This is a genomic window from Pseudomonas sp. G1002, assembly GCF_013385455.1.
Lineage (GTDB): Bacteria > Pseudomonadota > Gammaproteobacteria > Pseudomonadales > Pseudomonadaceae > Aquipseudomonas.
This window is the reverse complement of record NZ_JACAPY010000018.1, coordinates 1-23,571: the sequence shown is the minus strand read 5'-3', so window position 1 is coordinate 23,571 and position 23,571 is coordinate 1. Positions and strand designations below refer to the sequence as shown.

The following is a 23,571-nucleotide window of genomic DNA, read 5'->3' as shown; positions in this document are numbered from 1 at the left end:
ATTCCATAACCCCCTGTTTGCCCCGCCCAGCCTCTTGACGCCAACTAACCAAGCCTCTTATCTAACGCCCAGAGGATTGGATCCATTCTGGTTTTTTATTAAATCGTTTCTTTCGGACTACGTCGCCTGCCCGCGCCTGATGTCCGGAACGATTGCTGCTGGCTGCACCAAGGAGATTATTTATGAAGCGTATTTCCACCCAGGCGCTGCTCACTGCCCCGACCTTGCCCCAGGCCCATCGAGAAGGCATCAATGCCCTCGCTGCGACAAACCTGCAGGTCGATATCGCGCCTTACTGCGGCATGGACGAGGGCGACCTGATCGAGTTGTTCTGGAACAACTGCTTTGCCGCCTCCCGGCGCATCACCGCCGGCAAGATCGGCATGCCCACCAGCCTGCGAGTGCCGGAGAGCTTTGTGCAAAATGGCCCGGCACGGATTCATTACCGGGTCATGCAGGTCGGCCACGGCCCGGCGCGCTCGGCCATCACCCGGGTGCAGGTCAAGACCGACTACCCCGGCGGCATGCCCTCGGCACTGAGCCTTGATGAAAACCAGAACCTGGCCGCCGTCAGCCTGCCCGAGACCATCCGTCGCCATGGCGTCAACAGCAGCCAGATCCGCCGTGGCGTGCCCCTGACCATCGAGCCGTACCTGAACATGGCGACCGATGACGAGATCACCCTGCGCTGGGGTGACGTGCGCCTGGACCTGCCGAGCATCCAGGCCGACGATGTGGGCAAGGCGGTGCAGGTGTGGGTGCCGTCGGCCATCATTGTCGAGGCCGGGGACGACCATCGCCTCGAAGTGACCTACTGCATTCTCGACCGGGTCGGCAACAATTCAAGCTGGGCGCCAGCCCGCATCCTGCGCATCGCCGCGCTCGCTCCCCAGGCCCCGACCAGCCCCGCCAGGGCCCCGCTGGCCTACCAACCCCGTCGCCCCGGCTCGCCCTGTGAACCGGGGTGACAGACCTTCTATGCATATTCCTAAAAGTTAGTTTATTAAAAAATTTAACACGCTTAGGGTATATGCACCGGACCACCGGACATTCCTGATTTTTTTATCTTTTCAACGGATGTGAGGTAGGTATGGTCAAAATTACCCCGGTGCGTAACGCCAGGGCATTGCGTGCAGCCAAGGAGCGGCGCTGATGTCTAACTTGGCACAAACACCCCCCCAGAGTGATCTGGACGTTGCCCCGCTGTTGTTGCCCGCCAAAGTGCTGCGCAACGACGCCGAGGCCCTGAGCGCCGCCCACGAGCTGGCACAGGCCGCGCGCCTGCAAGCGGCCAGGCGCGATCAGCAACGCAAACTGCCCTGGGCTGAAATCGAACACTTCACCCGCAGCGGCCTGGGCAGTATTTCCATTCCCCGTGAGTACGGCGGCCCGCAGGTGTCCTTCGTGACCCTGGCCGAGGTGTTCGCGATCATCAGCGCGGCCGACCCGGCGCTGGGGCAAATCCCGCAGAACCATTTCGGCATCCTGCACGTGCTGCAAGGTGCGGCCAGCGAGCGCCAGAAAAAGCAGCTGTTCCAGAGCGTGCTGGACGGCTGGCGCATCGGCAACGGCGGCCCGGAACGCGGTACCAAAAACACCCTGGACCTCAAGTCACGCATCACCGCCGAAGGTGACGGCTACGTCGTCAGTGGCCAGAAGTTCTACTCCACCGGCGCGCTGTTCGCCCATTGGGTGGCGGTCAAGGCCTTGAACGATGACGGCAAAGTCGTCATGGCGTTCGTGCGCCGTGGCACCGAAGGCCTGCGTATCGTCGATGACTGGTCAGGCTTTGGCCAACGCACCACCGCCAGCGGCACAGTGCTGCTGGATCAAGTGGCGGTGGACGCCGAACTGGTGGTGGAAACCTGGCGACTCGGCGAAACACCGGGCATCCAGGGTGCAGTCTCGCAATTGATCCAGGCGGCCATCGACGCCGGCATCGCCCGTGGCGCGATCGACGACACCATCAGCTTTGTACGCGAACGCTCGCGGCCATGGATCGACGCCAAGGTCGAACGGGCCAGCGATGACCTGTATGTGATCGCCGATATCGGCAAGCTGAAGATCGAACTGCACGCCGCTGAAGCCCTGCTGCGCAAGGCCGGCCAGGTACTGGACCAAGTCAGCGCCGCGCCGATCACCGCGCAGTCCGCCGCACGCGCCTCGATTGCCGTAGCCGAAGCCAAGGTGCTGACCACCGAGATTTCCCTGCTCGCCAGCGAAAAGCTGTTCGAGCTGGCCGGCAGCCGCGCGACCCTCGCCGAATTCAACCTCGACCGCCACTGGCGCAACGCCCGGGTGCACACCCTGCACGACCCGGTGCGCTGGAAGTACCACGCGGTGGGCGCCTATCACCTGAACGGCACTTTACCTGCCCGACATTCCTGGATTTAACCGACCAGACCTCTGGAGAATACGCATGACCCTTTCTCATCACGTCGCGGTTATTACCAGCGATGAACAAGCCCTCATTGTCGCCAGCGACCTGGCCGAAGACTTCCGCCGCGACAGCGCCTTGCGTGACCGTGAACGCCGCCTGCCCCTGCCTGAACTGGACGTGTTTTCCCGCTCCGGCCTGTGGGGCATCAGCGTACCCAAGGAGTTCGGTGGTGCCGGCGTTTCCAACGTCACCCTGGCCAAGGTCACGGCACTGATTGCCCAGGCGGATGCGTCCCTGGGGCAGATCCCGCAGAACCATTTTTATGCCCTCGAAGTGCTGCGGGTGAACGGCAGCCCGGCGCAGCAAAAACGCCTGTACGCCGAAGTGCTCGCCGGCCAGCGCTTCGGCAATGCCCTGGCAGAACTGGGCACCAAGACCGCCCACGACCGCATCACCAAGATCACCCGCGACGGTGACGGTTTCCGTATCACCGGCCGCAAGTTCTACTCGACCGGCGCGATCTACGCCCAACGTATTCCCACGTCCGTGGTGGACGAAAACGGTGTGCAGCAACTGGCCTTTGTCACCCGTGACAGCGAGGGCCTGAGCGTGATCGACGACTGGAGCGGCTTCGGCCAGCGCACCACCGGCAGCGGTTCGGTGGTGTTCGATAACGTGTGGGTCGCGGCCCAGGACGTGATCCCGTTCCAGAGTGCCTTCGAACGCCCGACCACTGTCGGCCCGCTGGCGCAGATCCTTCACGCCGCCATCGACACCGGCATTGCCCGCGCTGCCTATGAGGATGCGCTGCACTTCGTGCGCACCAAGACCCGGCCGTGGATCGACGCCACCAGCGACAAGGCCACCGAAGATCCGCTGACCCTGAAAAGCTTCGGCCACTTGAGCATCCGCCTGCACGCCACCGAAGCCCTGCTGGAACGCTCAGGCGAATTCCTCGACCGCGCCCAGGCCGACAGCAATGCCGACACCGTCGCGGCCGCATCCATCGCGGTCGCCGAAGTGCGCGCCCTCAGCACCGAGATTTCCCTGGCGGCCGGCAGCACCCTGTTCGAACTTGCCGGAAGCCAGGCGACCCTCGCCGAACACGGCCTGGACCGCCACTGGCGCAACGCCCGGGTGCACACCCTGCACGACCCGGTGCGCTGGAAGTACCACGCCGTGGGCAATTACTACCTCAACGATGAAAACCCGCCACTGCGGGGGACTATCTGATGACGAAGAAAAAGATCCTGCTCAATGCCTTCAACATGAACTGTATCGGGCACATCAACCACGGCCTGTGGACCCATCCACGGGACAACTCGACCCAGTACAAAACCATCGAGTACTGGACCGAACTGGCGCAGTTGCTGGAACGCGGACTGTTCGACGGGCTGTTCATCGCCGACATCGTCGGCGTGTATGACGTCTACCAGAACTCGGTGGACGTGCCGCTCAAGGAAGCGATCCAGCTGCCGGTCAACGACCCGTTGCTGCTGGTCTCGGCCATGGCGGCGGTGACCAAAAACCTTGGCTTCGGCCTGACCGCCAACCTCACCTACGAACCGCCGTATCTGTTCGCCCGGCGCATGTCGACCCTCGACCACCTGAGCCGTGGCCGGGTGGGCTGGAACATCGTCACCGGCTACCTCGACAGCGCCGCCAAGGCCATGGGCCTCACCGAGCAGGTCGAGCACGACCGGCGCTACGACCAGGCCGACGAATACCTGGAGGTGCTCTACAAACTCTGGGAAGGCAGCTGGGAAAACGACGCGGTGATCAACGATCCGCAGGCGCGGGTGTATGCCCAGCCGGAGAAGGTGCACAAGGTCGAGCACAAGGGCGAGTTCTATCAGGTGGAGGGTTATCACCTGTGCGAGCCGTCGCCGCAACGCACGCCGGTGCTGTTCCAGGCGGGCAGCTCCGACCGTGGGCTGCTGTTTGCCGGGCGCCACGCGGAGTGCGTGTTCATCAGCGGGCAGAACAAGGCCTCGACCAAGATCCAGGTGGACAAGGTGCGCGCCAGCGCCGTGGAAGCCGGGCGCAACCCGGACGATATCAAGGTGTTCATGGGCCTGAACGTGATTGTCGGCGCCACCGAAGAAGCTGCGTGGGCCAAGCACGCCGAGTACCTGAGCTACGCCAGTGCGGAAGCCGGCGTGGCGCATTTCTCGGCCTCTACGGCGATTGATTTTTCACAGTACGAAATCGACGAACCGATCCAGTACGTGAAGAGCAACGCCATCCAGTCCGCGACCAAGAACCTGCAGAACAATGACTGGACCCGGCGCAAGTTGCTTGAACAGCACGCTCTGGGCGGGCGCTACATCACCCTGGTGGGTTCGCCGGCACAGGTGGCGGATGAACTTGAATCATGGATCAGCGAAACCGGCCTGGATGGCTTCAACCTGACGCGCATCGTCACCCCGGAAAGCTACGTCGACTTTATCGAACTGGTGGTGCCGGAGCTGCAGCGCCGGGGCTCGTACAAGACCGCGTATGAGACCGGGACGTTGCGGGAGAAAGTCTTCCACCACTCGGCGCACCTGCCTGAACAACACACCGGCTCCACCTACCGCCACTGAACCAAAATGTGGGAGCGGGCTTGCTCGCGAAAGCGCTGTATCAGTCGCCGGATGCATTCACTGACACACCGCTTTCGCGAGCAAGCCCGCTCCCACAGTTGACCGAGTTGTTTGCACTCACACCTTATGACTGGAAATCCACTATGAAAAAAACACTGCTCAGCCACCCAGTCAAAGCACTGGCGCTCGCCCTCGGATTGTTCAGCTCGGCGGTATTCGCCGCTGACGCTCCCTTGAAAGTCGGCACCACCGCCGCCTTCGCCATTCCCCTGGAAGCCGCCGTCGAAGAGGCGGGCAAACAGGGTTTGAAAGTCGAACTGGTGGAATTCACCGACTGGATCGCACCCAACGTCAGCCTGGCAGCCGGCGATATCGACGTGAACTACTTCCAGCACATCCCGTTTTTGGAAAACGCCAAGGCCGCTGCAGGCTTTGACCTGGTGCCGTACGCGCCGGGCATCATCAACAACGTCGGGCTGTATTCGAAGAAGTACAAGAGCATCAACGACCTGCCCCAGGGCGCCAGCGTGGCGATTGCCAACGACCCGATCAACAGTGGTCGCGGCCTGCAACTGCTGGCCAAGGCCGGCTTGATCACGCTCAAGCCAGGCGTGGGCTACAAGGCCACTGAAGAAGACATCGTCACCAACCCGAAGAAGATCAAGATCCTGCAAGTGGAGGCCGTGCAACTGGTGCGCGCTTATGACGACGCCGACCTGGTGCAGGGCTACCCGGCGTATATCCGCCTGTCCAAGACCTTCGATGCCGAGTCAGCGCTGCTGTTCGACGGCCTCGACCACCCGGAATACGTGATCCAGTTCGTGGTCCAGCCCAAGAGCAAAACCGACCCGCGGGTGATCAAGTTCGTCGACATCTACCAGCACTCGCCGGTGGTGCGCGCCGCGTTGGATAAATCCCTTGGCAAGCTCTACCAAGTCGGCTGGGAAGATAAAAAATGACCGCCGCCCACTCTCAACTGCGCGACCTGGGCTTGCCGCCCAGGGACGCCGAGCAGACAGAACTGCACCCGGACCTGAACCGCGCGCACGTGCGCTTTATTAACCTGGGCAAGACCTATGACGGCCAATCCGTGCCCGCCCTGCAAGGCATCGACCTGGCGATCCAGCGCGGCGAAGTCTTCGGCATCATCGGCCGCAGCGGCGCCGGCAAGTCGTCGCTGATCCGCACCATCAACCGCCTGGAACAACCGAGCAGCGGCCGGGTATTGATTGACCAGGTGGACATCGGCGACTTCGACGAAGACCGCCTGGTCGCCCTGCGCCGACGCATCGGCATGATCTTCCAGCACTTCAACCTGATGTCGGCCAAGACTGTGTGGCAGAACGTCGAACTGCCGTTGAAAGTCGCAGGCGTGCCCAAGGAGCAGCGCGAGAAGAAGGTGCGTGAACTGCTGGAATTGGTCGGTTTGCAGGATAAGCACCAGGCTTACCCGGCCCAGCTGTCCGGCGGGCAGAAACAGCGGGTGGGCATCGCCCGCTCACTGGTGCATGACCCACAGATTCTGTTGTGCGACGAAGCCACTTCGGCGCTCGACCCTGAGACCACGCAATCCATCCTCGGCCTGCTGCGGGAGATCAACAAACGCCTGGGCCTGACCATCGTGCTGATCACCCACGAAATGGCCGTAATTCGCGAAATCTGCGACCGCGTGGTGGTGCTGGAACACGGCCATGTGGTCGAGCAAGGTCCGGTGTGGGAAGTGTTCGGCAACCCGCAGCATGAGGTCAGTAAAACCCTGCTGGCGCCGCTGCAACATGGCCTGCCTGAAGAGTTGCAAAGCCGCCTGCAGGCCAATCCGACCTCAAAGGACGCCGCCGTGGTGCTGCGCTTGCAACTGACTGGCAGTGCCGAAGACGAACCCGATCTTGCTGCGTTGTTCAGCGCCCTCGGCGGGCGCGTGCGCTTGCTGCAAGGCGGTGTGGAACGCATCCAGGGCCACGCCTTGGGGCAATTGCTGCTGGCGGTGAGCGGCTCGTCCCTGACCGCCGAAGAACTGCGCAGCCGCGCCGGGCGCTGGGCACAACAGGTGGAGGTGCTGGGCTATGTGGTTTGATCGTTTATTGCAGGGCGCCATCGACACACTGTTGATGGTCGGAGTGTCGTCGTTGATTGCATTGCTGGTGGGGATTCCGCTGGCGGTGTTCCTGGTGACCAGTGACAAGGGCGGCATCTATCAGGCGCCTGCCTTGAATCGGGTGCTGGGGGCGTTCGTTAACCTGTTCCGCTCGATCCCGTTTTTGATTTTGATGGTGGCGCTGATTCCGTTCACCCGGTTGATCGTCGGCACCACCTATGGCGTGTGGGCGGCGGTGGTGCCGTTGACCATCGCGGCCACGCCGTTTTTTGCGCGGATCGCCGAAGTCAGCTTGCGCGAAGTCGATCACGGCTTGATCGAGGCGGCGCAGGCCATGGGTTGCCGGCGCTGGCATATCGTCTGGCATGTGCTGCTGCCGGAGGCGCTGCCGGGGATTGTCGGCGGGTTCACGATTACCCTGGTGACGATGATCAACTCCTCGGCCATGGCCGGGGCAATTGGCGCCGGTGGGCTGGGGGATATTGCCTATCGCTATGGCTATCAGCGTTTTGACACGCAGATCATGCTCACCGTGATTGTGCTGCTGGTGATCCTGGTAGCCGTGATTCAGTTGGGCGGCGATCGGTTGGCCAGGGTTCTGAACAAGAGGTGAGGTATAGTCGGGCCATCTCAGCGCCCGGTATAACCTGCCATGAAACTCGCCCCCGACGACCTCGACCAGATCACCTCCACCACCCTTGGCCACTACAACAAAGTGGCCGAGGATTTTCGTGAAGGCACCCGCGATCACGATGTGAGCCAGAACATTGATGCGTTGCTGCGGCATATCCAGGGCGACGCACCGTTTACCGTGCTGGACTTCGGCTGCGGGCCGGGGCGGGATTTGCAGACGTTTACCCGCATGGGCCACATCGCAGTGGGGCTCGATGGTTCGGAGCGCTTTGCACAGATGGCCCGGGAAGACAGCGGCTGTGAAGTGCTGCAACAGGACTTCCTGAAGCTGGATTTGCCGGCCGGCCGTTTCGACGGGATCTTCGCCAATGCGGTGCTGTTTCATATTCCCAAGCAGGAACTGCCGCGCATTCTTGGGCAGTTGCATGGGGCGTTGAAGGTCGGTGGGGTGTTGTTCAGCTCAAACCCTCGGGGTGAAAACCAGGAGGGCTGGAATGGGCCACGGTATGGCTCGTATCACGACTTGCAGGCGTGGCAGGAATTGCTGACGGCTGCGGGGTTTGTGGAGCTGGAGCATTACTACCGGCCAGCGGGATTGCCTCGGGAACAACAGCCGTGGCTGGCGAGTGTGTGGCGCAAGCTGTAGGTCTTTGTTGTTTGGGCTTACGCCTTCGCGAGCAAGCCCGCTCCCACATTTTGGAATGCATTTCCCTGTGGGAGCGGGCTTGCTCGCGAAGGACTCACAGCCGCCACTCATCCACCTGATACACCACAGCCTGGGCGCCAGGTACAAAAGCGGTAATACGCCCCTCAGCAAAATTCGCCACCAACCGCGTCCCATCGGCAAACGTGGTCTGCTGCACCTGTTTATCTTCCGTCAGCCAGCGAAAATCGGTCATGGCCTGAGTCGCCAACCGCTCATGCAGCGGCCGGAAGAACGCGTCCTGGCGCTGAATCACCGGCAAGCGCTGCTTCACCGTCGCCGCACTCAGGTGATACAGCGGCGGCACGTTGTAGAGCAGTTGCGTCAGCTCGTTTTCGGCCCGCACGTTGCTAAGTTTCAGGCTGTCGAACAGCCAATGGTGGGTGGTGATCACCGAGCCATGGAACACCGCCTGATACAGCGGCAGGCGCATCGTCGGGTCAAAGTAGACCGTGCGAAACGGCTCTTTCAACGGCACCGACTTGAAGAACACCGCCGGCTGTTCCGGCGGGTACCAAGCCCCGACGTAATACGGCGACTGCTTGTCCTTGGTCATCTCACGATCACCCCAGCCCAGCACCGGCGTTTGCATGCCGTGGGCAAACAGGATGCCTCGGGCGGTGATCGCGTTGCCGTCCTCGGAACCTGCCGGCAACTTCAGCGCCGTATTGATCCAGCGGGCCGCATCGATATTGCCTTCGGCGTTTTGTGCCTGGGTCATGCTCGCACCCGTGCGATAGCTGTCGAACAACATGCTGGTGGCATAGGCGTCGAGGAACCAGGCGTTGAACCCGGACTTGGCCTGCACCGCCTTGATCCGCGCCTCCAGCAACGGCCGCACGCAGCGCGGGTCGGTGTAGTGGCCGGACTTCTGGAAGCCTGTCTTGAGCTGGCCGCCCTTCAACACGATCGCGCACTCGCCATAGGCCTTGCTGCCCAGGTGCGCGGTGGTCCAGTCGGGATTTTCAGTGGCCGACAGTGCCGTTTCATAAGAGTCGTAGGGCGCCATCAGGTAACCGGCGTCGACCCCGGTCTTCACCGCCTCAGGATGCCAGAGCCCGCCTTCCCAGCCTTCGCCCTGGGTCACCAGCAGGCGCTTGAGACCGGCGCCTTTCAGCGCGTTGGTGACGGACAAGGTGTTGCCCCAAGTCTCAGGCGTGGCGCTCAAGGCACCCGCAAAAGCCACGGCCAACTCGCGACGCAGCGCACCATAGCCATCAGCGAGTTGGGTCATATTCGGCTCGGTGGAGGGCTGCCAGCTTTGCCGGGCCTTTGTGTTGATCGCCGCGTTCAGGCCGCGCAGCAGGACAGCCTGCTCATACGGTTGCTTGACCTGCCGAACCTGCGCAGCCTCTTTGTCCAGCAAGCCATTCAATTCAGCCGCCAAGCCTTTGCCGCTGCGTAGCAGCTTGAGCAGTTGCGGCCAGTCGCGCACATCCCCCGGAGCCAGCAGACCATTGCCCCACAGGTAGATATGGCTGGCGCCCAGCAGCTTTTCCGCTTCCGGGGTTTGCCGCAACTTGTCCGCCAACGGTTCAAACAGCCCCTGCTCCACCAGCCACTGGTGATAACGCTTGGCGCCGGCCAGCGGGTCGCTTTCGCCCAGGTGCAACAGAACGGTCATCGGTGCCGCGGGGTCCAGCGTGGTGAATTCATGGAAGGCGGACAACGCCAGTCCTTTGCCGTCGGCCTGCCAGTGCAGACGGTTGTTGTAAGGATTGGTCATCAGCCAGTTGAGGGTAAACGCGCCGTGATCCACGCCCCACAGCGGCAAGCTGAGGTCCTGGGTGGTGTTGACGTCGCCCTGCTCCAGCAGGAAGTCCTGCCACACACCATTGCCCGCCGGCACGTAATGCCCTTCGGCCAGGGGCCAGATCAGGCCCTTGCCCATGGCGCTGGCGGGTTGGCGCAGGATCGCCAACTCACCGGCATCACGGGCGGTAATCGTCAGGGCAAGATCCCGTTGCTCGAGGGTGGCGCTCAGGCGATAGGCGCCATCGTCCCATTGCCAACTGGCCTGACGGGTGCTTTGGGAGAGCTGGTTGACCCTGTGCGCAGGGCCTCCGCTTGAAGCCTGCACGGCGGTCTTGTCGCTGGGGATAACGTGGATCGCAAGGGTCGCCGGGTCGATCTCAACCCGCCACAGGGCGTTCTCCAGCACCGTGCCGGCAAGGGCCACGGGCGACAGTAACAAACTACAAACCAGCAGGAAACAACGCATGGGGCAGGCCTTGGCAAAGGATCAGGCCCGGAGGGTAAAACAATTGATCGGGTGCGAAGGGCAAAAAAATGTTTCAGGGAACATTCCCACGTCCGTGTAGGAATGTCACCGCTGTGGCCGTCAGGCTTGTTCTTTCTTCGGCTCGCGAATCTTGTACCAGGCCACGTACAGCGCCGGCAGGAACAGCAGCGTGAGCAAGGTGGCGATGATGATCCCGCCGATCATCGCGTAGGCCATCGGGCCCCAGAACACTTCACGGGCGATAGGGATCATGCCCAGGCTGGCCGCTGCTGCGGTCAGCAGGATCGGCCGGCGCCGGTGTTCGGTAGCTTCCACCACCGCGTCCCACGGCGTGTAGCCGTCGCGCTCGTAGGCGTCGATCTGCGTCACCAGGATCACCGAGTTACGGATGATGATGCCGATCAGCGCAAGGATCCCGAGAATCGCCACAAAGCCCATGGGCGTGCCCGTGGGAATCAGCGCCAACACCACGCCAATCAGCCCCAGCGGCGCCACGCTGGCCACCAGGAACATCTTCTGCACGCTGTGCAGCTGGATCATCAGGAAGGTCGCCATCAGGAACAGCATCAACGGCACTACCTTGGCAATCGGGCCCTGGGCCTTGCCGCTTTCTTCCACGGTGCCGCCGGTGGCGACCTTGTAGCCCACCGGCAACCCAGCACTGAACTTGTCGATGTCCGGCTTGAGCTGTTTCACCAGGTCGGTCGGCTGCATGTCGTCGCGCACCGCCGCCTTGATGGTGATGGTCGGCTTGCGGTCGCGACGCCACACCAACGGCTGTTCAAGCTCATAGCGCACGGTGGCAAACGCCAGCAGCGGAATCGAGGTGCCGTTGGGCGTGACGATCTGCAGGTTCTGCAAGGTTTCCGGCGTACCGCGTTCGGCATCTTCGGCGCGGCCGACCACGTTGATCAGGTAGATATCGTCATGCACCTGGGTCACCGACGCACCGCTGACCACGCTGTTCATCAACTGCGCCACGTCTTCCGACGACAGCCCCAGTTGCCGCGCCTTGTCCTGGGCGATGTCCACCCGCAGGACTTTGCCAGGCTCGTTCCAGTCGTAGATGATCTCGCCCATGTGGGTATTTTTATCGAGCATGGTCGCCAGTTCGATCGCGTGTTTGCGCACCTGGTCGATGTCCTTGCCAGACACCCGGTACTGGATCGGACGCCCCACCGGCGGGCCCATTTCCAGTGGCTGCACAAAGCTGCCCACGCCGACAAAATCTTCCCGCAGGCGTTTTTGCAGGCGCGCAATCAAGGCGCCGCGCTCTTCCAGGCCCTTGCTGACGATCACCAGTTGCGCGTAGTACGGGTTCTCCAGTTGCTGGTCCAGCGGCAGGTAGAAACGGATCGCGCCCTGGCCGATGTAGGTGCTCCAGCGGGCGATGTCCGGGTCGTCCTTGATGATCGCCTCAAGACGGTCGACGGCCTTGCGGGTCTCGTTGATCGAGGCGTTTTGCGGCAGGTTGAGGTCGACGAGAATTTCCGGACGGTCCGAGGACGGGAAAAACTGGTTCTGCACAAACTGCATGGAAAACACCGACGCTACAAACAGCAGCACGGTAATGCCAATGGCCCACCAGCGGTTACGCATCGCCCACAGCATGCCGCCATTGAACGCCCGGCCCACACGGCCCGGCTCGGCATTGTGGGGTTTTACCTTGCTGCTGAGGATATGCACCCCGAGCACCGGCGCGAACAATACCGCGACCACCCACGACACCAGCATTGCCACGGCAATCACCGCGAACAGCGTGAAGGTGTACTCCCCCGCCGAACTGGCGTTGAGGCCAATCGGCACAAACCCGGCGACGGTCACCAGCGTGCCGGTCAACATCGGGAACGCGGTGGAGGTGTAGGCGAACGTCGCCGCCTGCTCCTTGGTCTCGCCTTTTTCCAGGCGCGTGATCATCATCTCCACGGTGATCATCGCGTCGTCCACCAACAGGCCGAGGGCAATGATCAACGCGCCCAGCGACACCCGCTGCATGGTGATGCCGCTGTATTCCATGAACACGAACACCAGCGCCAGCACCAGCGGGATCGAGCACGCCACCACCAACCCGGCACGCACGCCGAGGCTGATAAAGCTCACCACCAGCACGATGATCACCGCCTCGAACAACGCGCTGGTAAAGCCGCCAACGGCCTCCTCCACCACTTCGGCCTGGTCGGAAACCTTGTGCACGCCCACACCCACCGGCAGGTCGGCGGTCAGGTCGTCCATGCGTTTGTGCAGGGCCTTGCCGAAGTCCTGGATGTTGCCGCCCTTCTGCATGGCGATGGCCAAGCCGATGGCGGGTTTGCCGTTGAAGCGGAACATCGGCGTCGACGGGTCGACATAGCCACGGGTGATTTCCGCCACGTCGGCCAGCCGATAGAAACGGTCATTGAGCCGCAGGTTGACGTTGGCCAGGTCCTTCTCCGAGGCGAACTGCCCGGAGGTGCGCACCGAAATCCGCTCCGGCCCGGCCTCGATCACCCCAGCCGGCGTCACCGCGTTCTGCGATTGCAGGCTCTGCACTACCTGGCGCTGATCGATCCCCAACGCTGCGAGTTTGCGGGTAGAGAAATTCAGGTAAATCACTTCGTCCTGCTGGCCGATCATCTCGACCTTGCCCAGCCCCGGTACCGAACGAATTTCGGCGCGCACCTGCTCCACGTAATCGCGCAGCTGGCGCATCGACAGGCCGTCGGCGGTAAACGCGTACACCGAGCCGAACACATCCCCGAACTCGTCGTTGAACGCCGGCCCCTGCAAGCCTTGGGGGAAGCTGCCGCGAATATCGTCGATCTTCTTGCGGACCTGGTACCAGATCTGCGGGATGTCCTTGGCGCTGGTGGTGTCCCGCAGGAACACGAACACCGTGGACTCGCCGGGCCGGGTGTAGCTCTTCACGTAGTCGAGGGAGTCCAGCTCTTCGAGTTTTTTCTCGATGCGGTCGGTGACCTGCTTCAGGGTCTCTTCCTGAGTCGCACCCGGCCAGCGGGTCTGGATCACCATGGTCTTGATGGTGAACGACGGGTCTTCCTCGCGACCGAGGTTCATGTACGAGAACACGCCCATCAGCAGCGCGACGAACATCAGGTACCAGACGAAGGACTGATGCTTGAGGGCCCAGTCGGATAAGTTGAAGCTCCCTTTCATCGCGGGCTGTCCTCGTCGATTTTGACTTTTTGCCCGGGCTTCAGGCTGTTCACGCCGGCACTCACCACCCGCTCGCCGGGTTTGACGCCGGCGTTGAGCAAGGCGCTGTCGGCGTCACGGCTGACGATGCTGACGTCACGGGGCTGTACGGTCTGGCTTTGGGTGTCGATGACCCAGATGCGGGTCTTGCCGTCGGCTTCCTGCAAGGCGCTGAGGGGCAATTCGATACGCGGCGCGATGGCTGAACTCAGGGTCACGCTGATGGCGGTGCCAAGGCGGAACGCGGGCGGTGTTTCCGCCAGGGTCAGGCGGGCGCGACGGGTGCGCGTGGCGCTTTGGGCCTGGGGTTCGATCTCGCGCACGGTGGCAGTCGTGCTGATGTTCGGGTCCATTTGCCCGGCGACCAGGAACACCACATCCGGCGGCAGGCGCTCGGCGAGGCCGGCGGGCAAGTCGATGACGGCTTCCTTGATGTCCGGTCGTGCCAGGGTCACCACTTGCTGCCCGGCGCTGACCACCTGGCCGGCCTCGGCATTCCAGGCGGTGACGATGCCTGCATGGTCGGTGCGCAGTTCGGCGTAGTTGAGCTGGTCCTTGGCCTGGTTGACCGAGGCCCTGGCCTGATCCAGGGAAGCCTGGGAGGTTTTCAAGTCGGTCTGGGCGATGTCCAGCTGGGCCTGGGCGCCGACGCCACGGTTGAACAATTCCTGCTGGCGGCGGGCATTGGCCTGGGCGTTGATCCACTGTGCCTGGACCCGGGCCAGGTCGCCCTGGGCGGCGCGCAACTGGTTCTGTTGATCGGTGGGGTCGAGCACGGCCAACAACGCGCCCTGCTGCACTTCAGCGCCCACGTCGACCGCGCGCCGGGCGATACGGCCTGGCACACGGAAACCGAGATTGCTTTCGTAGCGGGCCTGGATCGTGCCGGCGAAGCGGCCGAGGTTTTCCTGGTCCTCGGCTTTCACTTCAATCGACAGCACCGGGCGCACCGGTTCCGGCGCCGGTTCTTCCTTGGAACACGCCATTAACAGAAGGCTGGCGGCGAGAACACACGTCAACTGCTTCATGGCTGCACTCCCTGGGCCTGGGCCTGATCCGGCGGCTGGGCGATTTCCACGATCATGCCGGGATGCAGCAATTGCCCGCCGGCCACCACGACTTTTTCGCCGCCCTTGAGGCCGTCGCTGATGATCACCTTGCCGGTCAGGTAACGCGCGACCGTGACCTTGTGCAGTTGCGCCTTGCCGTCGCCGTCAATCAGCCAGACAGCCGGCGCACTGATGTCTTTGGTCAAGGCAGCCCACGGCAACTCGATGCTGGCCTTGGCCGGCCCGTTGGCGGTGGCGCTGACCACCGAACCCAGTTGCATGCCCTTGGGCAGTGCGTCGAGGGCGATTTTGACTTGCACCGTGCCGGTATTGGCGGCAACGGCCGGGGTGACTTCGCGCACCTTGCCCACGGCGGTGATCTGCGGGTTTTCCAGCAGGCTGACGGTAATCGGTTTGTCCGGCGGCGGCTCCACCAGCAGCGATTCATAGACGTTGAACACCGCGTCGCGCTCGCCATCCCGGGCCAGGCTGAAAATCGGCACGGTGGCCTGCACCACCTGGCCCACCTCGGCCTGGCGGGCGGTGATGATGCCCGGCGCGTCGGCGACCAGCGAGGTGTAGCCCAACTGCTCGCGCGCATTGGCCAACTGCGCCTGGGCCGCGGTCAGCGCGCTCTGGCTGCTGCGCAACGCGGCCTGGGCGGAGTCGTATTCGCTGCGGCTGGTGTAGCCCTTGGGCAAGAGTTTTTCCTGGCGCACAAACGCGGCGGCGGTCTGTTTGACCCGCGCCTGCTCGGCGACCACCTGGGCCTGGGCGGAGTCGACATTGGTCTGCAAATCTTTCGGATCGAGCTTGGCCAGCACCTGCTTGGCGCTGACGCGGTCGCCGACATCCACCATGCGCTGGATGATCTTGCCGCCGACGCGGAACGACAGATCGGTCTGCACCCGGGCCTGGATATCGCCGGTCAAGGTCACGGCGGCGGCAAAGTCGGTGGACTTCACCGTCTGCACAAACACCCGGGAATGTTCCTTGGGTTCGGCTTTTTCCTGGCCGCAACCGCTCAGCAGCGCCAGCAGGCCAAGGCCGAGGATAAATGTGAGTTTGTGACCGCCCATGCAGGCTCCTTTTGCGTGATGCCGACGTGCCAGTGTCTATGCGACTGTGAGCTTAGAACAGGGTTCCTTATCTGCATGGAGAATCCCATACTCCAGGGGTTCCCAAACCGATAATTTTTCTCATGCTCAAGACCCTCGCGGTGGCCAATTACCGCTCGATCAACAAATTGGTGGTGCCGCTGGATCGGTTGAACCTGATTACCGGCCCCAATGGCAGCGGCAAGTCCAACCTGTACCGCGCCCTGCGGCTGCTGGCGGAGACGGCCCAGGGCGGCGTGATCAACGCACTGGCCCGCGAGGGTGGGCTGGATTCAACCTTCTGGGCCGGGCCGGAAAGCATCAGTCGGCGCATGCTCAGTGGTGAAGTGGCGGTGGAGCCCATCGTGCGCCAGGGCGCCAAGCGCCTGCGCCTGGGGTTTGCCGCAGAGGATTTCAGCTATGCGATTTCCCTGGGGTTGCCCGAGAAGACCTTGTCCTATTTTTCCCTGGACCCGGAGATCAAGAAAGAATGCATCTGGGCCGGCCACGTGTACCGTCCGGCGAGCCTGCTGGTGCAGCGCTCCGGCCCGATGGTACGTGCCCGCGATGGCCGCGCCTGGGATGTACTGGCCCAGCACACGCCGAACTACCACAGCCTGTTCGATCAGGTCGGCAGCCTGCGGGGTTCGCCGGAGGTATTGCTGCTGCGCGAAAGCATTCGCGGCTGGCGCTTTTATGATCATTTTCGCAGCGACGTCGACGCCCCGGTGCGCCAGCCGCAACTGGGCACGCGTACGCCGGTGCTGCATCACGACGGTCGGGATTTGGCAGCGGCGTTGCAGACCATTCGCGAGATTGGCGACCCGGACGCCTTGCAGCGGGCGATCAGCGATGCGTTTCCCGGCGCGCGGTTGAATATCGAGCCATTGCAGGGCGGCCGTTTTGCCATCGAGTTTTATCAGGAAGGGTTGCTGCGGCCGTTATCGGCGGCGGAGCTGTCGGACGGGACCTTGCGCTACTTGCTGCTGGTGGCGGCGCTGCTGACGCCGAGGCCACCGACGATGATGGTATTGAACGAACCGGAAACCAGCTTGCACCCGGATCTTTTGCCGGCGTTGGCGCGGCTGATCATTCAGGTGTCGCAGCAGTGTCAGGTGTGGGTGGTGTCCCATGCCAGCCGCTTGATTGCGGCGTTGCAGCAGGATGAAGGGTGTAATTCGATCGTGCTGGAGAAGGTGATGGGGCAGACGCAGGTGGTGGGGCAGCGGGTGCTGGATGAGCCGGCGTGGCATTGGCCCAGCTGATGATCGTTCCCACGCTCTGCGTGGGAACGCATCACGGGACGCTCCGCGTCCCAGCAGCAGACGCGGAGCGTCCAAGGCGGCATTCCCACGCGGAGCGTGGGAACGATCATTGACGGGTCAACCCTGCCACTTCCCGCCTTCAACAATCACACTCTCAGGCTTGGTGTCATCGCTCAGTTCCTTGCGAACATACTGGTCATACAGCTTGAGCAAATACTTCTCTTCGCCCAACTTCGCCAGCTCGGCATTCACCCAATCCCGCAATTCGATGTTGCCCTTCTTCACCGCCGGCGCAATCGGCGATTCATCCCCCAGTTTCTGCTCCAGCACGCGATAGCCCGGGTTCTGCTTGGCCCAGCTGAACAGCACCAGGTTGTCCTGGGCATAGGCATCACCACGGCCCGCCGACAACGCTTGCAGCGACTCGGAATTTTTCTCGAACTTCAGCAGTTTCCAGTCCGGGTGGTTCTTGGTCAGCCAGATATCCGCGGTGGTGCCGGTGGTGACGATGGTGGTGCGGGTCGCCAGGTCGTCCAGGCTCTTCACCGAGCTGTCCTGCGGCACCAGGGCCTGCACCGCGACTTTCAGGTTCGGGTTGGTGAAGTCCACCGCTTCCTTGCGCTCCGGCGTCACCGTCATGTTGGCGAGGATCAGGTCGACCTTGTCGCTTTGCAGGAACGGAATGCGGCTCGCCGGCTCTACGGCGACGAATTCAACCTTGTTCTCGTCGCCCAGCAGGTCCTTGGCGAAACGGCGGCCGATGTCGGTATCGAAGCCGACATAGCGGCCGGACTCATCCACGAAACCAAACGGCGGCTTGTCGGTGAATACGCCGACGATCAGCTTGTCCCGCGCCTTGATCTTGTCGATGTAGCTCACCGCAGCGGGTGCCGGGGTGGCAGCGGCAGCCGTCTTGGCGGGCTCTTCGGATTTATTGCAGCCGGCCAGCAAAGCGAGGCCGAACAGGGGGAATAACAACTTGGCAGTTTTCATGACAGCTCCAGTTCCTTGGTTCTTTTGGGCAGTGTTGAAACGAAGGAGAACTTCTCCAGGAACTGCTGCGCGCGTGCGGTTTGCGGGTTCGTAAAGAATGCCTCGGGGGTGTTTTGTTCGAGGATGCGGCCGGCCTCCATGAACACCACGCGGTCGGCGACGGCGCGGGCGAAGGCCATTTCATGGGTGACGATCAGCAGCGTCATGCCGTCCCGGGCCAGGCCCTGGATCACTTCCAGTACTTCCTTGACCATTTCCGGGTCGAGGGCGGCGGTGACTTCGTCAAACAGCATGACCTGCGGGTTCATGCACAACGAGCGGACGATGGCGATGCGTTGCTGCTGGCCGCCCGACAGCTGGCGCGGGTAGGCGTCGCGTTTGTCGGAGAGGCCCACCCGTTCCAGCAGTTTTTCAGCCTGGGCCCGGGCTTCGCGGGGCTCGCGTTTTTGCACTTTCAGCGGGCCGAGCAGGAGGTTGTCGAGCACGCTCATGTGCGGGAACAGGTGATAACTCTGGAACACCATGCCCACGTCCTGGCGCACCTGGCGCCAGTCGGTGGCCTTGTCCAGCAGCTCCTTGCCCGCAAAACGCAGGCTGCCGCTGTGGGCCACTTCCAGGCCATTGAGGCACCGCAGCAAGGTGCTTTTGCCGCAACCGCTGGGGCCGAGGATCACCACCACTTCGCCGCTTTGCACACTCAGGTCGATGCCGTCGAGCACCTGCTGGTCGCCGAAAAACTTGTTGAAACCCTGGAACTCGATCAATGCGCTCATGCTTGGGCCCAGCGCCGTTCCAGCACCTTGGAGGCGGCCGACAACGGGTAGCAGATAAAGAAGAAAAACAGGAACAGCGCGCCGTAGATCAACACTGACTCGTAGGTGCGCTCGATGATTTGCTGGCCGACCTTGATCACGTCCACCACACCGATCAGCACCGCCAGGGAGCTGGTCTTGATGATGCGGGTGAAGACGTTGATGGTCGGCGGGGTCATGCGTTTCAGGGCCTGGGGCAACAGCACGTAGCCGTACAGTTGCGGGTCCGACAGGCCAATCGACAGGCCGGCTTCACGCTGGCCTCGGGGCAACGAATGCAACGCACCGCGCACCACTTCGCCGACTTCACTGGCACCCCACAGCGACAACACCAGCACGGCGCACCAGAAGCTCGGAATGCTCAGGCCAAAGAAAATCGGCAGGCCGAAGAACAGCAAGTACAACCACACCAACACCGGAATGGCGCGGAACAGCTCCAGGTAAATCCGCAGCACCAGGTTGATCGCTTTCGAATTCAACGTGCGCAGTACGCCATACACCACGCCGCCGACGGTGCTGAAGGCGATGCTCAAGAACGAGATCGACAGGGTTTGCGCCGCGCCCTTGCCCAGTTGCGGCAAGGACACCCAGAGTAATTCAAGACCCGAACTGGCCATGCTGGAGCCTCCTTTCAAGGCGGCTGAGCAGCAGCGACAGCGGCAGGAATAACAGCACGCAGATCAACGTGAGCACCGCGAGCATTTCGTAGGTTTTGTAGTAGAGGGCGATATAGCTTTTGGTGGTGTAGAGAATCTCCGGCACCGCCACCGCCGACACGATCGTGGTTTCCTTGAGCAGGAAAATAAAGTTCGCAAACAGCGCCGGCAGGCTGAGGATCCCGGCCTGGGGCAGGATCACATGGCGCAGCAGTTGCCAGTGGGACAGCCCGATGGACTTGCCCGATTCGATCTGTGCCAGCGGCACCGCCTCGACACCGGCGCGCAACACTTCCGTGAGGTAGGCGCCGCCGAGAAAGGTCATGGTGATGATTGCCGCCCAGAACCCGGAGATATTCAGCCCCAGGGCCGGCAACGCGAAGTAGACGAAAAACAGTTGGATCAGCAGCGGTGTGTTGCGCGCCAACTCCACGTACAGCGCCACCAGGCGCCACACGTAGGGCGTGCGAAACACCAGCAGCGCGGCGTTGATCAAGGCCACCAGCATGGAGGTGCCAATGGCGATCAGGCCGACTTGCAGGGTAACGCCCACGGCCTTGAGAAACGCCGGCAGCGTGCTGAGGATAAATGCGTAATCGAAGGTCATCTGAAATCCCTGACGCCGCAGGGGTAAAGCGGCGTTGGTGCGGTCCGGTCCAGCGTGGGTAACGCCGGGTAGCGCCGACTTTAAAGGTATAAAAAGCAAAATTTAAATACCGAAATAGCATATTGATATCACCCAAATAGATAACCTGCGAATTCGCGGTGCAGATGGATGACAGCTACTGTTCCCGGGGAAGTAGGAAGGGTCTTTTTATCGGAGCTGCACTTCAGGGATAGGCAGCGCGTGGCCAGACTGACGGCCAACCAACAGCGAGGGAGTGAACGATGAACGAGGCAAAACCGATTGATCCGCAGGAACTGGTGAAGTGGCTGGTGGCGCTACGCAGGGCCATTAACAGTCGAAATATCTGAGCTGACACAGTCCCAAATGTGGGAGCGGGCTTGCTCGCGAATGCGGTGTATCAGTCAGCAGATGTGTTGGCTGACCCACCGCATTCGCGAGCAAGCCCGCTCCCACATTTCGATTGTGTTCCAGCCATAAAAAACGCCGACGCTGTAGAAGCCGTCGGCGTTTAAACCTTGAAGGAGGTTTTTGGGTTCGATCAGAACGCCGGCACGACCGCGCCGTTGTATTTCTTCTCGATGAAAGCTTTCACTTCAGGGCTGGTCAGGGCTTTGGCCAGCTTCTGGATCGCGTCGCTGTCCTTGTTGTCCGGGCGGGCAACCAGGAAGTTCACGTACGGCGACTTGGCGTCTTCGATGATCAACGCGTCCTTGGCCGGGTTCAGGCCGGCTTCCAGGGCGTAATTGGTGTTGATCAGGTCCAGGTCAACCTGGTCCAGGACGCGTGGCAGCAGCGCCGATTCCAGCTCTTTGAATTTCAGGTGTTTCGGGTTGCTGGCGATGTCTTTCGGCGTGGCCAGGGCGTTGGTCGGGTCTTTCAGGGTGATCACGCCAGCCTTTTGCAGCAGCAGCAGGGCACGGCCGGAGTTGCTGCCTTCGTTCGGGATGGCCACGGTGGCGCCATCTTTGAGCTCAGAGATGTTTTTGATTTTTTTCGAGTAGCCGCCGAAGGGTTCAACGTGCACACCCACTACGGTGACCAGGTTGGTGCCTTTACCCTTGTTGAAGTTTTCCAGGTACGGCAGGGTCTGGAAGTAGTTGGCGTCCAGACGCTTCTCGGCCACCTGTACGTTCGGTTGTACGTAGTCGGTGAAGACTTTGATTTCCAGGTCCACGCCTTCTTTGGCCAGGGTCGGCTTGACCAGCTCAAGGATCTCGGCGTGCGGGATCGGGGTAGCCGCTACCACCAGTTTCTCGTTGGCCTGGGCGAAGCTTGCAGTCAGGGCAGCCGCCAGTGCGGTAAACAACAGAACCTTTTTCATGCAGTGTCCTTATCGAAAATCCGGGTCGTCTGGGACGGCCGCTTTTTTAGTGGATGCCAGCGAAGTGCTATCGCGGCGTGCAGCGGACAATACCGAGGTTTTTTATTCCAGAACAATACTTTTTATTCACTTTGATATTCCATTTTGTTCATGCAGGAGCCCGGCTTACCGGCGATGGCGGTCTTGAGCCTTGCGATGCTCCTGAGGACGCCATCGCCGGCAAGCCGGGCTCCTACAAAACAGCGTGTTCTTTCAGATAGCTTTTCAGGGCTTCAACCTCGGCGGCGCTGGCGTGGCCAAGAATTCGCCGCACCTGCTCCACAGGCGAACCCGCCACGGGCAGGTTCAAATGCTCAGGCAGAATCTCGTCGCCACTGCTGACCAGCAAGGCAAAGTGAATCACGTTCTCCAACTCCCGGGTGTTGCCCGGCCAGCTGTGATGCTCCAGCACGCGCTGGGCTTCGTCGCTGATCAGCGGCACCGGCAGGTCGAGGCGCTGGCTGTAGATGCCGAGGAAATATTCGGCCAGTGACAGGATGTCGCCCACCCGCTCGCGCAGTGCGGGCAGCTCCAGTTGGCCTTCGCTGAGGTAATGGAACAGGCGCTCATGAAACTTGCCGGCCGCCACGGCCTGGGCGAGATCGATGCTGGTGGCCGCCACCAGCCGCACATCCACCGGGCTTGGCTGATGGGCGCCGACGCGAGTGACTTCGTGGTTTTCCAGCGCCGCCAGCAGCTTGACCTGGATTGGCAGCGGCAAGTCGCCGATTTCATCCAGGTACAACGTGCCGCCGTTGGCCGAGCCAAACCAGCCGGCGCGGCTGCTGGCTGCGCCGCTGTGGCTGCCTGCGGCGTAGCCGAACAGTTCGGCGTCGGCGTATGTCGGGCTGATGGCGCCGCAATTCACCGAGACAAACAGGCCGGTGCGGTCGCTGCCACGGTGGATATGCCGGGCGAGCAACTCCTTGCCGCTGCCGGTTTCGCCGCGGATCAACACGGGCAAGGCACGGGGGGCGAGGTTTTCGAGGTCTTCACGCAGTTGCCGCGAACGCGGGTCGACAAACACCAGCGCCTTGGCACGAATGCTCAGGGGGCTTTTTTCGGCGTCGGGGAAGGTCAGCAGGGGCTGACCGAAGGTTTCATGCAGGCTCATGGCAGGCTCCCGCCCCATCCACGAAGGGGAAGGGGCGTTTAAAAAATTTTATGCACGGCGCCGGGAGTGATGTTCCAGGCGATTTTGCAGGCGATAGAGGTAGGCGAAACCCTGTTCCCAGCGTTGATGGCCGGACTTCACGTTGATGTGCCCGGCGCCCGCGAGAATTCCCGCTTCGGCGCCCCAGTTACGTGCCAGTTCCAAGGCGCGGGTGGCGCTGACGGCGCTGTCGTTGTCGGAGCTGACGACCTGGCTTGGGAAGGGCAACAGGTGGCTGGGGATTGGCGCAAAGTTACGCAGGGCGGGTGCGCAGGCAGGGCGTTCGACATCGGCCGGGGCCACCAGCAGGGCGCCGCGTACCTGACGCAGGAACTGCACCGGTGCGGTGGCCGCCCAATGGGCGACGGTGATGCAGCCCAGGCTGTGGGCGATCAGAATCACCGGGGTGCTGTCGGCGGCGATGGCTTCGGCCAGGGCTGCCACCCAGTCTTCGCGGCGTGGGGTGAGCCAGTCGGCCTGCTCCACACGAGCGCTGTTGGGCAGGCTGTTCTGCCAATGACTTTGCCAATGATCTTCTGGCGATCCTTGCCAGCCCGGCACGATCAGATAACGAATCGACTCGCTGTGCATGGGTGTGCCCTCCTGCAGCGTTTAACGTTGTGGGTCAGTATAGGCACGGGGTATATATTCGTTAAGGAATAAGAAGCTATTTATTAATAACCAAAAATCGAGTGTTAAAAGCCAAATCAAAAACCAGAGCGAAAGCA

General features: G+C 62.1%; 20 protein-coding genes. 9 read left to right on the top strand and 11 right to left on the bottom strand.

What is annotated here, in order from left to right; translation table 11 throughout:
- The first annotated feature begins 182 nt into the window (after positions 1 to 182).
- The 8 genes from HX801_RS08535 to HX801_RS08500 all read left to right on the top strand — a co-directional run bounded on the left by HX801_RS08535 (position 183) and on the right by HX801_RS08500 (position 8,339).
- Positions 183 to 968, top strand: coding sequence for a hypothetical protein (locus HX801_RS08535; protein WP_177021886.1), 786 nt, complete (start codon positions 183 to 185; stop codon positions 966 to 968).
- A 184-nt stretch (positions 969 to 1,152) separates the two neighbouring features.
- The gene (locus HX801_RS08530; RefSeq protein ID WP_008435817.1) at positions 1,153 to 2,394 is read left to right on the top strand and encodes an SfnB family sulfur acquisition oxidoreductase; all 1,242 of its coding nucleotides are present in this window, start codon (positions 1,153 to 1,155) and stop codon (positions 2,392 to 2,394) included.
- Between the two features lie 25 nt (positions 2,395 to 2,419).
- On the top strand, positions 2,420 to 3,613 hold the full coding sequence (locus HX801_RS08525) for an SfnB family sulfur acquisition oxidoreductase (RefSeq protein ID WP_003211848.1): 1,194 nt from the start codon (positions 2,420 to 2,422) through the stop codon (positions 3,611 to 3,613).
- Positions 3,613 to 4,965, top strand: a complete 1,353-nt coding sequence (locus tag HX801_RS08520; RefSeq protein WP_177021885.1) for an LLM class flavin-dependent oxidoreductase — start codon at positions 3,613 to 3,615, stop codon at positions 4,963 to 4,965. The genes HX801_RS08525 and HX801_RS08520 overlap by 1 nt, the downstream gene beginning before the upstream one ends.
- 143 nt (positions 4,966 to 5,108) lie before the next feature.
- A complete protein-coding gene (locus HX801_RS08515) occupies positions 5,109 to 5,924 on the top strand; it encodes a MetQ/NlpA family ABC transporter substrate-binding protein (RefSeq protein ID WP_003211844.1) in 816 nt (271 codons plus the stop codon).
- Complete coding sequence (locus tag HX801_RS08510; RefSeq protein ID WP_102367883.1) at positions 5,921 to 7,039, top strand: methionine ABC transporter ATP-binding protein; 1,119 nt, start codon at positions 5,921 to 5,923, stop codon at positions 7,037 to 7,039. The genes HX801_RS08515 and HX801_RS08510 overlap by 4 nt, the downstream gene beginning before the upstream one ends.
- A complete protein-coding gene (locus HX801_RS08505; RefSeq protein WP_003211840.1) occupies positions 7,029 to 7,673 on the top strand; it encodes a methionine ABC transporter permease in 645 nt (214 codons plus the stop codon). Before HX801_RS08510 ends, HX801_RS08505 begins: the two co-directional genes overlap by 11 nt.
- 39 nt (positions 7,674 to 7,712) lie before the next feature.
- Positions 7,713 to 8,339, top strand: a complete 627-nt coding sequence (locus HX801_RS08500; RefSeq protein WP_177021017.1) for a bifunctional 2-polyprenyl-6-hydroxyphenol methylase/3-demethylubiquinol 3-O-methyltransferase UbiG — start codon at positions 7,713 to 7,715, stop codon at positions 8,337 to 8,339.
- 94 nt (positions 8,340 to 8,433) lie between these two features.
- Here the strand turns inward: HX801_RS08500 and HX801_RS08495 are convergent, their stop codons facing one another.
- From HX801_RS08495 to HX801_RS08480, 4 genes are all read right to left on the bottom strand, one after another.
- A complete protein-coding gene (locus HX801_RS08495) occupies positions 8,434 to 10,617 on the bottom strand; it encodes a glycoside hydrolase (RefSeq protein ID WP_177021884.1) in 2,184 nt (727 codons plus the stop codon).
- Between the two features lie 120 nt (positions 10,618 to 10,737).
- Complete coding sequence (locus HX801_RS08490) at positions 10,738 to 13,791, bottom strand: efflux RND transporter permease subunit (RefSeq protein WP_087692737.1); 3,054 nt, start codon at positions 13,789 to 13,791, stop codon at positions 10,738 to 10,740.
- The gene (locus tag HX801_RS08485; protein ID WP_177021883.1) at positions 13,788 to 14,858 is read right to left on the bottom strand and encodes an efflux RND transporter periplasmic adaptor subunit; all 1,071 of its coding nucleotides are present in this window, start codon (positions 14,856 to 14,858) and stop codon (positions 13,788 to 13,790) included. Before HX801_RS08485 ends, HX801_RS08490 begins: the two co-directional genes overlap by 4 nt.
- On the bottom strand, positions 14,855 to 15,958 hold the full coding sequence (locus tag HX801_RS08480; RefSeq protein ID WP_177009308.1) for an efflux RND transporter periplasmic adaptor subunit: 1,104 nt from the start codon (positions 15,956 to 15,958) through the stop codon (positions 14,855 to 14,857). Before HX801_RS08480 ends, HX801_RS08485 begins: the two co-directional genes overlap by 4 nt.
- A gap of 122 nt (positions 15,959 to 16,080) precedes the next feature.
- Between HX801_RS08480 and HX801_RS08475 the strand changes: the two genes are divergently transcribed.
- On the top strand, positions 16,081 to 17,241 hold the full coding sequence (locus tag HX801_RS08475; protein WP_102367880.1) for an AAA family ATPase: 1,161 nt from the start codon (positions 16,081 to 16,083) through the stop codon (positions 17,239 to 17,241).
- Positions 17,242 to 17,358: 117 nt separating this feature from the next.
- Here HX801_RS08475 and HX801_RS08470 read toward each other — a convergent pair whose 3' ends face one another.
- The 7 genes from HX801_RS08470 to HX801_RS08440 all read right to left on the bottom strand — a co-directional run bounded on the left by HX801_RS08470 (position 17,359) and on the right by HX801_RS08440 (position 23,434).
- Positions 17,359 to 18,234 carry a transporter substrate-binding domain-containing protein gene (locus tag HX801_RS08470; protein ID WP_177021882.1) on the bottom strand — a complete coding sequence of 292 codons (876 nt, stop codon included), beginning with the start codon at positions 18,232 to 18,234 and terminating at the stop codon, positions 17,359 to 17,361.
- Positions 18,231 to 19,007 carry an amino acid ABC transporter ATP-binding protein gene (locus HX801_RS08465; protein WP_003211829.1) on the bottom strand — a complete coding sequence of 259 codons (777 nt, stop codon included), beginning with the start codon at positions 19,005 to 19,007 and terminating at the stop codon, positions 18,231 to 18,233. The genes HX801_RS08470 and HX801_RS08465 overlap by 4 nt, the downstream gene beginning before the upstream one ends.
- Positions 19,004 to 19,663 carry an amino acid ABC transporter permease gene (locus HX801_RS08460; protein ID WP_177021881.1) on the bottom strand — a complete coding sequence of 220 codons (660 nt, stop codon included), beginning with the start codon at positions 19,661 to 19,663 and terminating at the stop codon, positions 19,004 to 19,006. Before HX801_RS08460 ends, HX801_RS08465 begins: the two co-directional genes overlap by 4 nt.
- A complete protein-coding gene (locus HX801_RS08455; protein WP_003211825.1) occupies positions 19,644 to 20,309 on the bottom strand; it encodes an amino acid ABC transporter permease in 666 nt (221 codons plus the stop codon). Before HX801_RS08455 ends, HX801_RS08460 begins: the two co-directional genes overlap by 20 nt.
- Positions 20,310 to 20,868: 559 nt before the next feature.
- Positions 20,869 to 21,651 carry a MetQ/NlpA family ABC transporter substrate-binding protein gene (locus HX801_RS08450; protein WP_003211822.1) on the bottom strand — a complete coding sequence of 261 codons (783 nt, stop codon included), beginning with the start codon at positions 21,649 to 21,651 and terminating at the stop codon, positions 20,869 to 20,871.
- Between the two features lie 232 nt (positions 21,652 to 21,883).
- A complete protein-coding gene (locus HX801_RS08445; protein ID WP_003211821.1) occupies positions 21,884 to 22,804 on the bottom strand; it encodes a sigma 54-interacting transcriptional regulator in 921 nt (306 codons plus the stop codon).
- A 48-nt stretch (positions 22,805 to 22,852) separates the two neighbouring features.
- Positions 22,853 to 23,434 carry an alpha/beta hydrolase gene (locus HX801_RS08440; RefSeq protein WP_003211820.1) on the bottom strand — a complete coding sequence of 194 codons (582 nt, stop codon included), beginning with the start codon at positions 23,432 to 23,434 and terminating at the stop codon, positions 22,853 to 22,855.
- Positions 23,435 to 23,571: the final 137 nt, after the last annotated feature.

Bases quoted from the DNA above. Each gene is read 5' to 3' on its own strand.
- HX801_RS08535 (WP_177021886.1), top strand. From the start codon at position 183: ATGAAGCGTATTTCCACCCAGGCGCTGCTCACTGCCCCGACCTTGCCC.
- HX801_RS08530 (WP_008435817.1), top strand. From the start codon at position 1,153: ATGTCTAACTTGGCACAAACACCCCCCCAGAGTGATCTGGACGTTGCC.
- HX801_RS08525 (WP_003211848.1), top strand. From the start codon at position 2,420: ATGACCCTTTCTCATCACGTCGCGGTTATTACCAGCGATGAACAAGCC.
- HX801_RS08520 (WP_177021885.1), top strand. From the start codon at position 3,613: ATGACGAAGAAAAAGATCCTGCTCAATGCCTTCAACATGAACTGTATC.
- HX801_RS08515 (WP_003211844.1), top strand. From the start codon at position 5,109: ATGAAAAAAACACTGCTCAGCCACCCAGTCAAAGCACTGGCGCTCGCC.
- HX801_RS08510 (WP_102367883.1), top strand. From the start codon at position 5,921: ATGACCGCCGCCCACTCTCAACTGCGCGACCTGGGCTTGCCGCCCAGG.
- HX801_RS08505 (WP_003211840.1), top strand. From the start codon at position 7,029: ATGTGGTTTGATCGTTTATTGCAGGGCGCCATCGACACACTGTTGATG.
- HX801_RS08500 (WP_177021017.1), top strand. From the start codon at position 7,713: ATGAAACTCGCCCCCGACGACCTCGACCAGATCACCTCCACCACCCTT.
- HX801_RS08495 (WP_177021884.1), bottom strand. From the start codon at position 10,617: ATGCGTTGTTTCCTGCTGGTTTGTAGTTTGTTACTGTCGCCCGTGGCC.
- HX801_RS08490 (WP_087692737.1), bottom strand. From the start codon at position 13,791: ATGAAAGGGAGCTTCAACTTATCCGACTGGGCCCTCAAGCATCAGTCC.
- HX801_RS08485 (WP_177021883.1), bottom strand. From the start codon at position 14,858: ATGAAGCAGTTGACGTGTGTTCTCGCCGCCAGCCTTCTGTTAATGGCG.
- HX801_RS08480 (WP_177009308.1), bottom strand. From the start codon at position 15,958: ATGGGCGGTCACAAACTCACATTTATCCTCGGCCTTGGCCTGCTGGCG.
- HX801_RS08475 (WP_102367880.1), top strand. From the start codon at position 16,081: ATGCTCAAGACCCTCGCGGTGGCCAATTACCGCTCGATCAACAAATTG.
- HX801_RS08470 (WP_177021882.1), bottom strand. From the start codon at position 18,234: ATGAAAACTGCCAAGTTGTTATTCCCCCTGTTCGGCCTCGCTTTGCTG.
- HX801_RS08465 (WP_003211829.1), bottom strand. From the start codon at position 19,007: ATGAGCGCATTGATCGAGTTCCAGGGTTTCAACAAGTTTTTCGGCGAC.
- HX801_RS08460 (WP_177021881.1), bottom strand. From the start codon at position 19,663: ATGGCCAGTTCGGGTCTTGAATTACTCTGGGTGTCCTTGCCGCAACTG.
- HX801_RS08455 (WP_003211825.1), bottom strand. From the start codon at position 20,309: ATGACCTTCGATTACGCATTTATCCTCAGCACGCTGCCGGCGTTTCTC.
- HX801_RS08450 (WP_003211822.1), bottom strand. From the start codon at position 21,651: ATGAAAAAGGTTCTGTTGTTTACCGCACTGGCGGCTGCCCTGACTGCA.
- HX801_RS08445 (WP_003211821.1), bottom strand. From the start codon at position 22,804: ATGAGCCTGCATGAAACCTTCGGTCAGCCCCTGCTGACCTTCCCCGAC.
- HX801_RS08440 (WP_003211820.1), bottom strand. From the start codon at position 23,434: ATGCACAGCGAGTCGATTCGTTATCTGATCGTGCCGGGCTGGCAAGGA.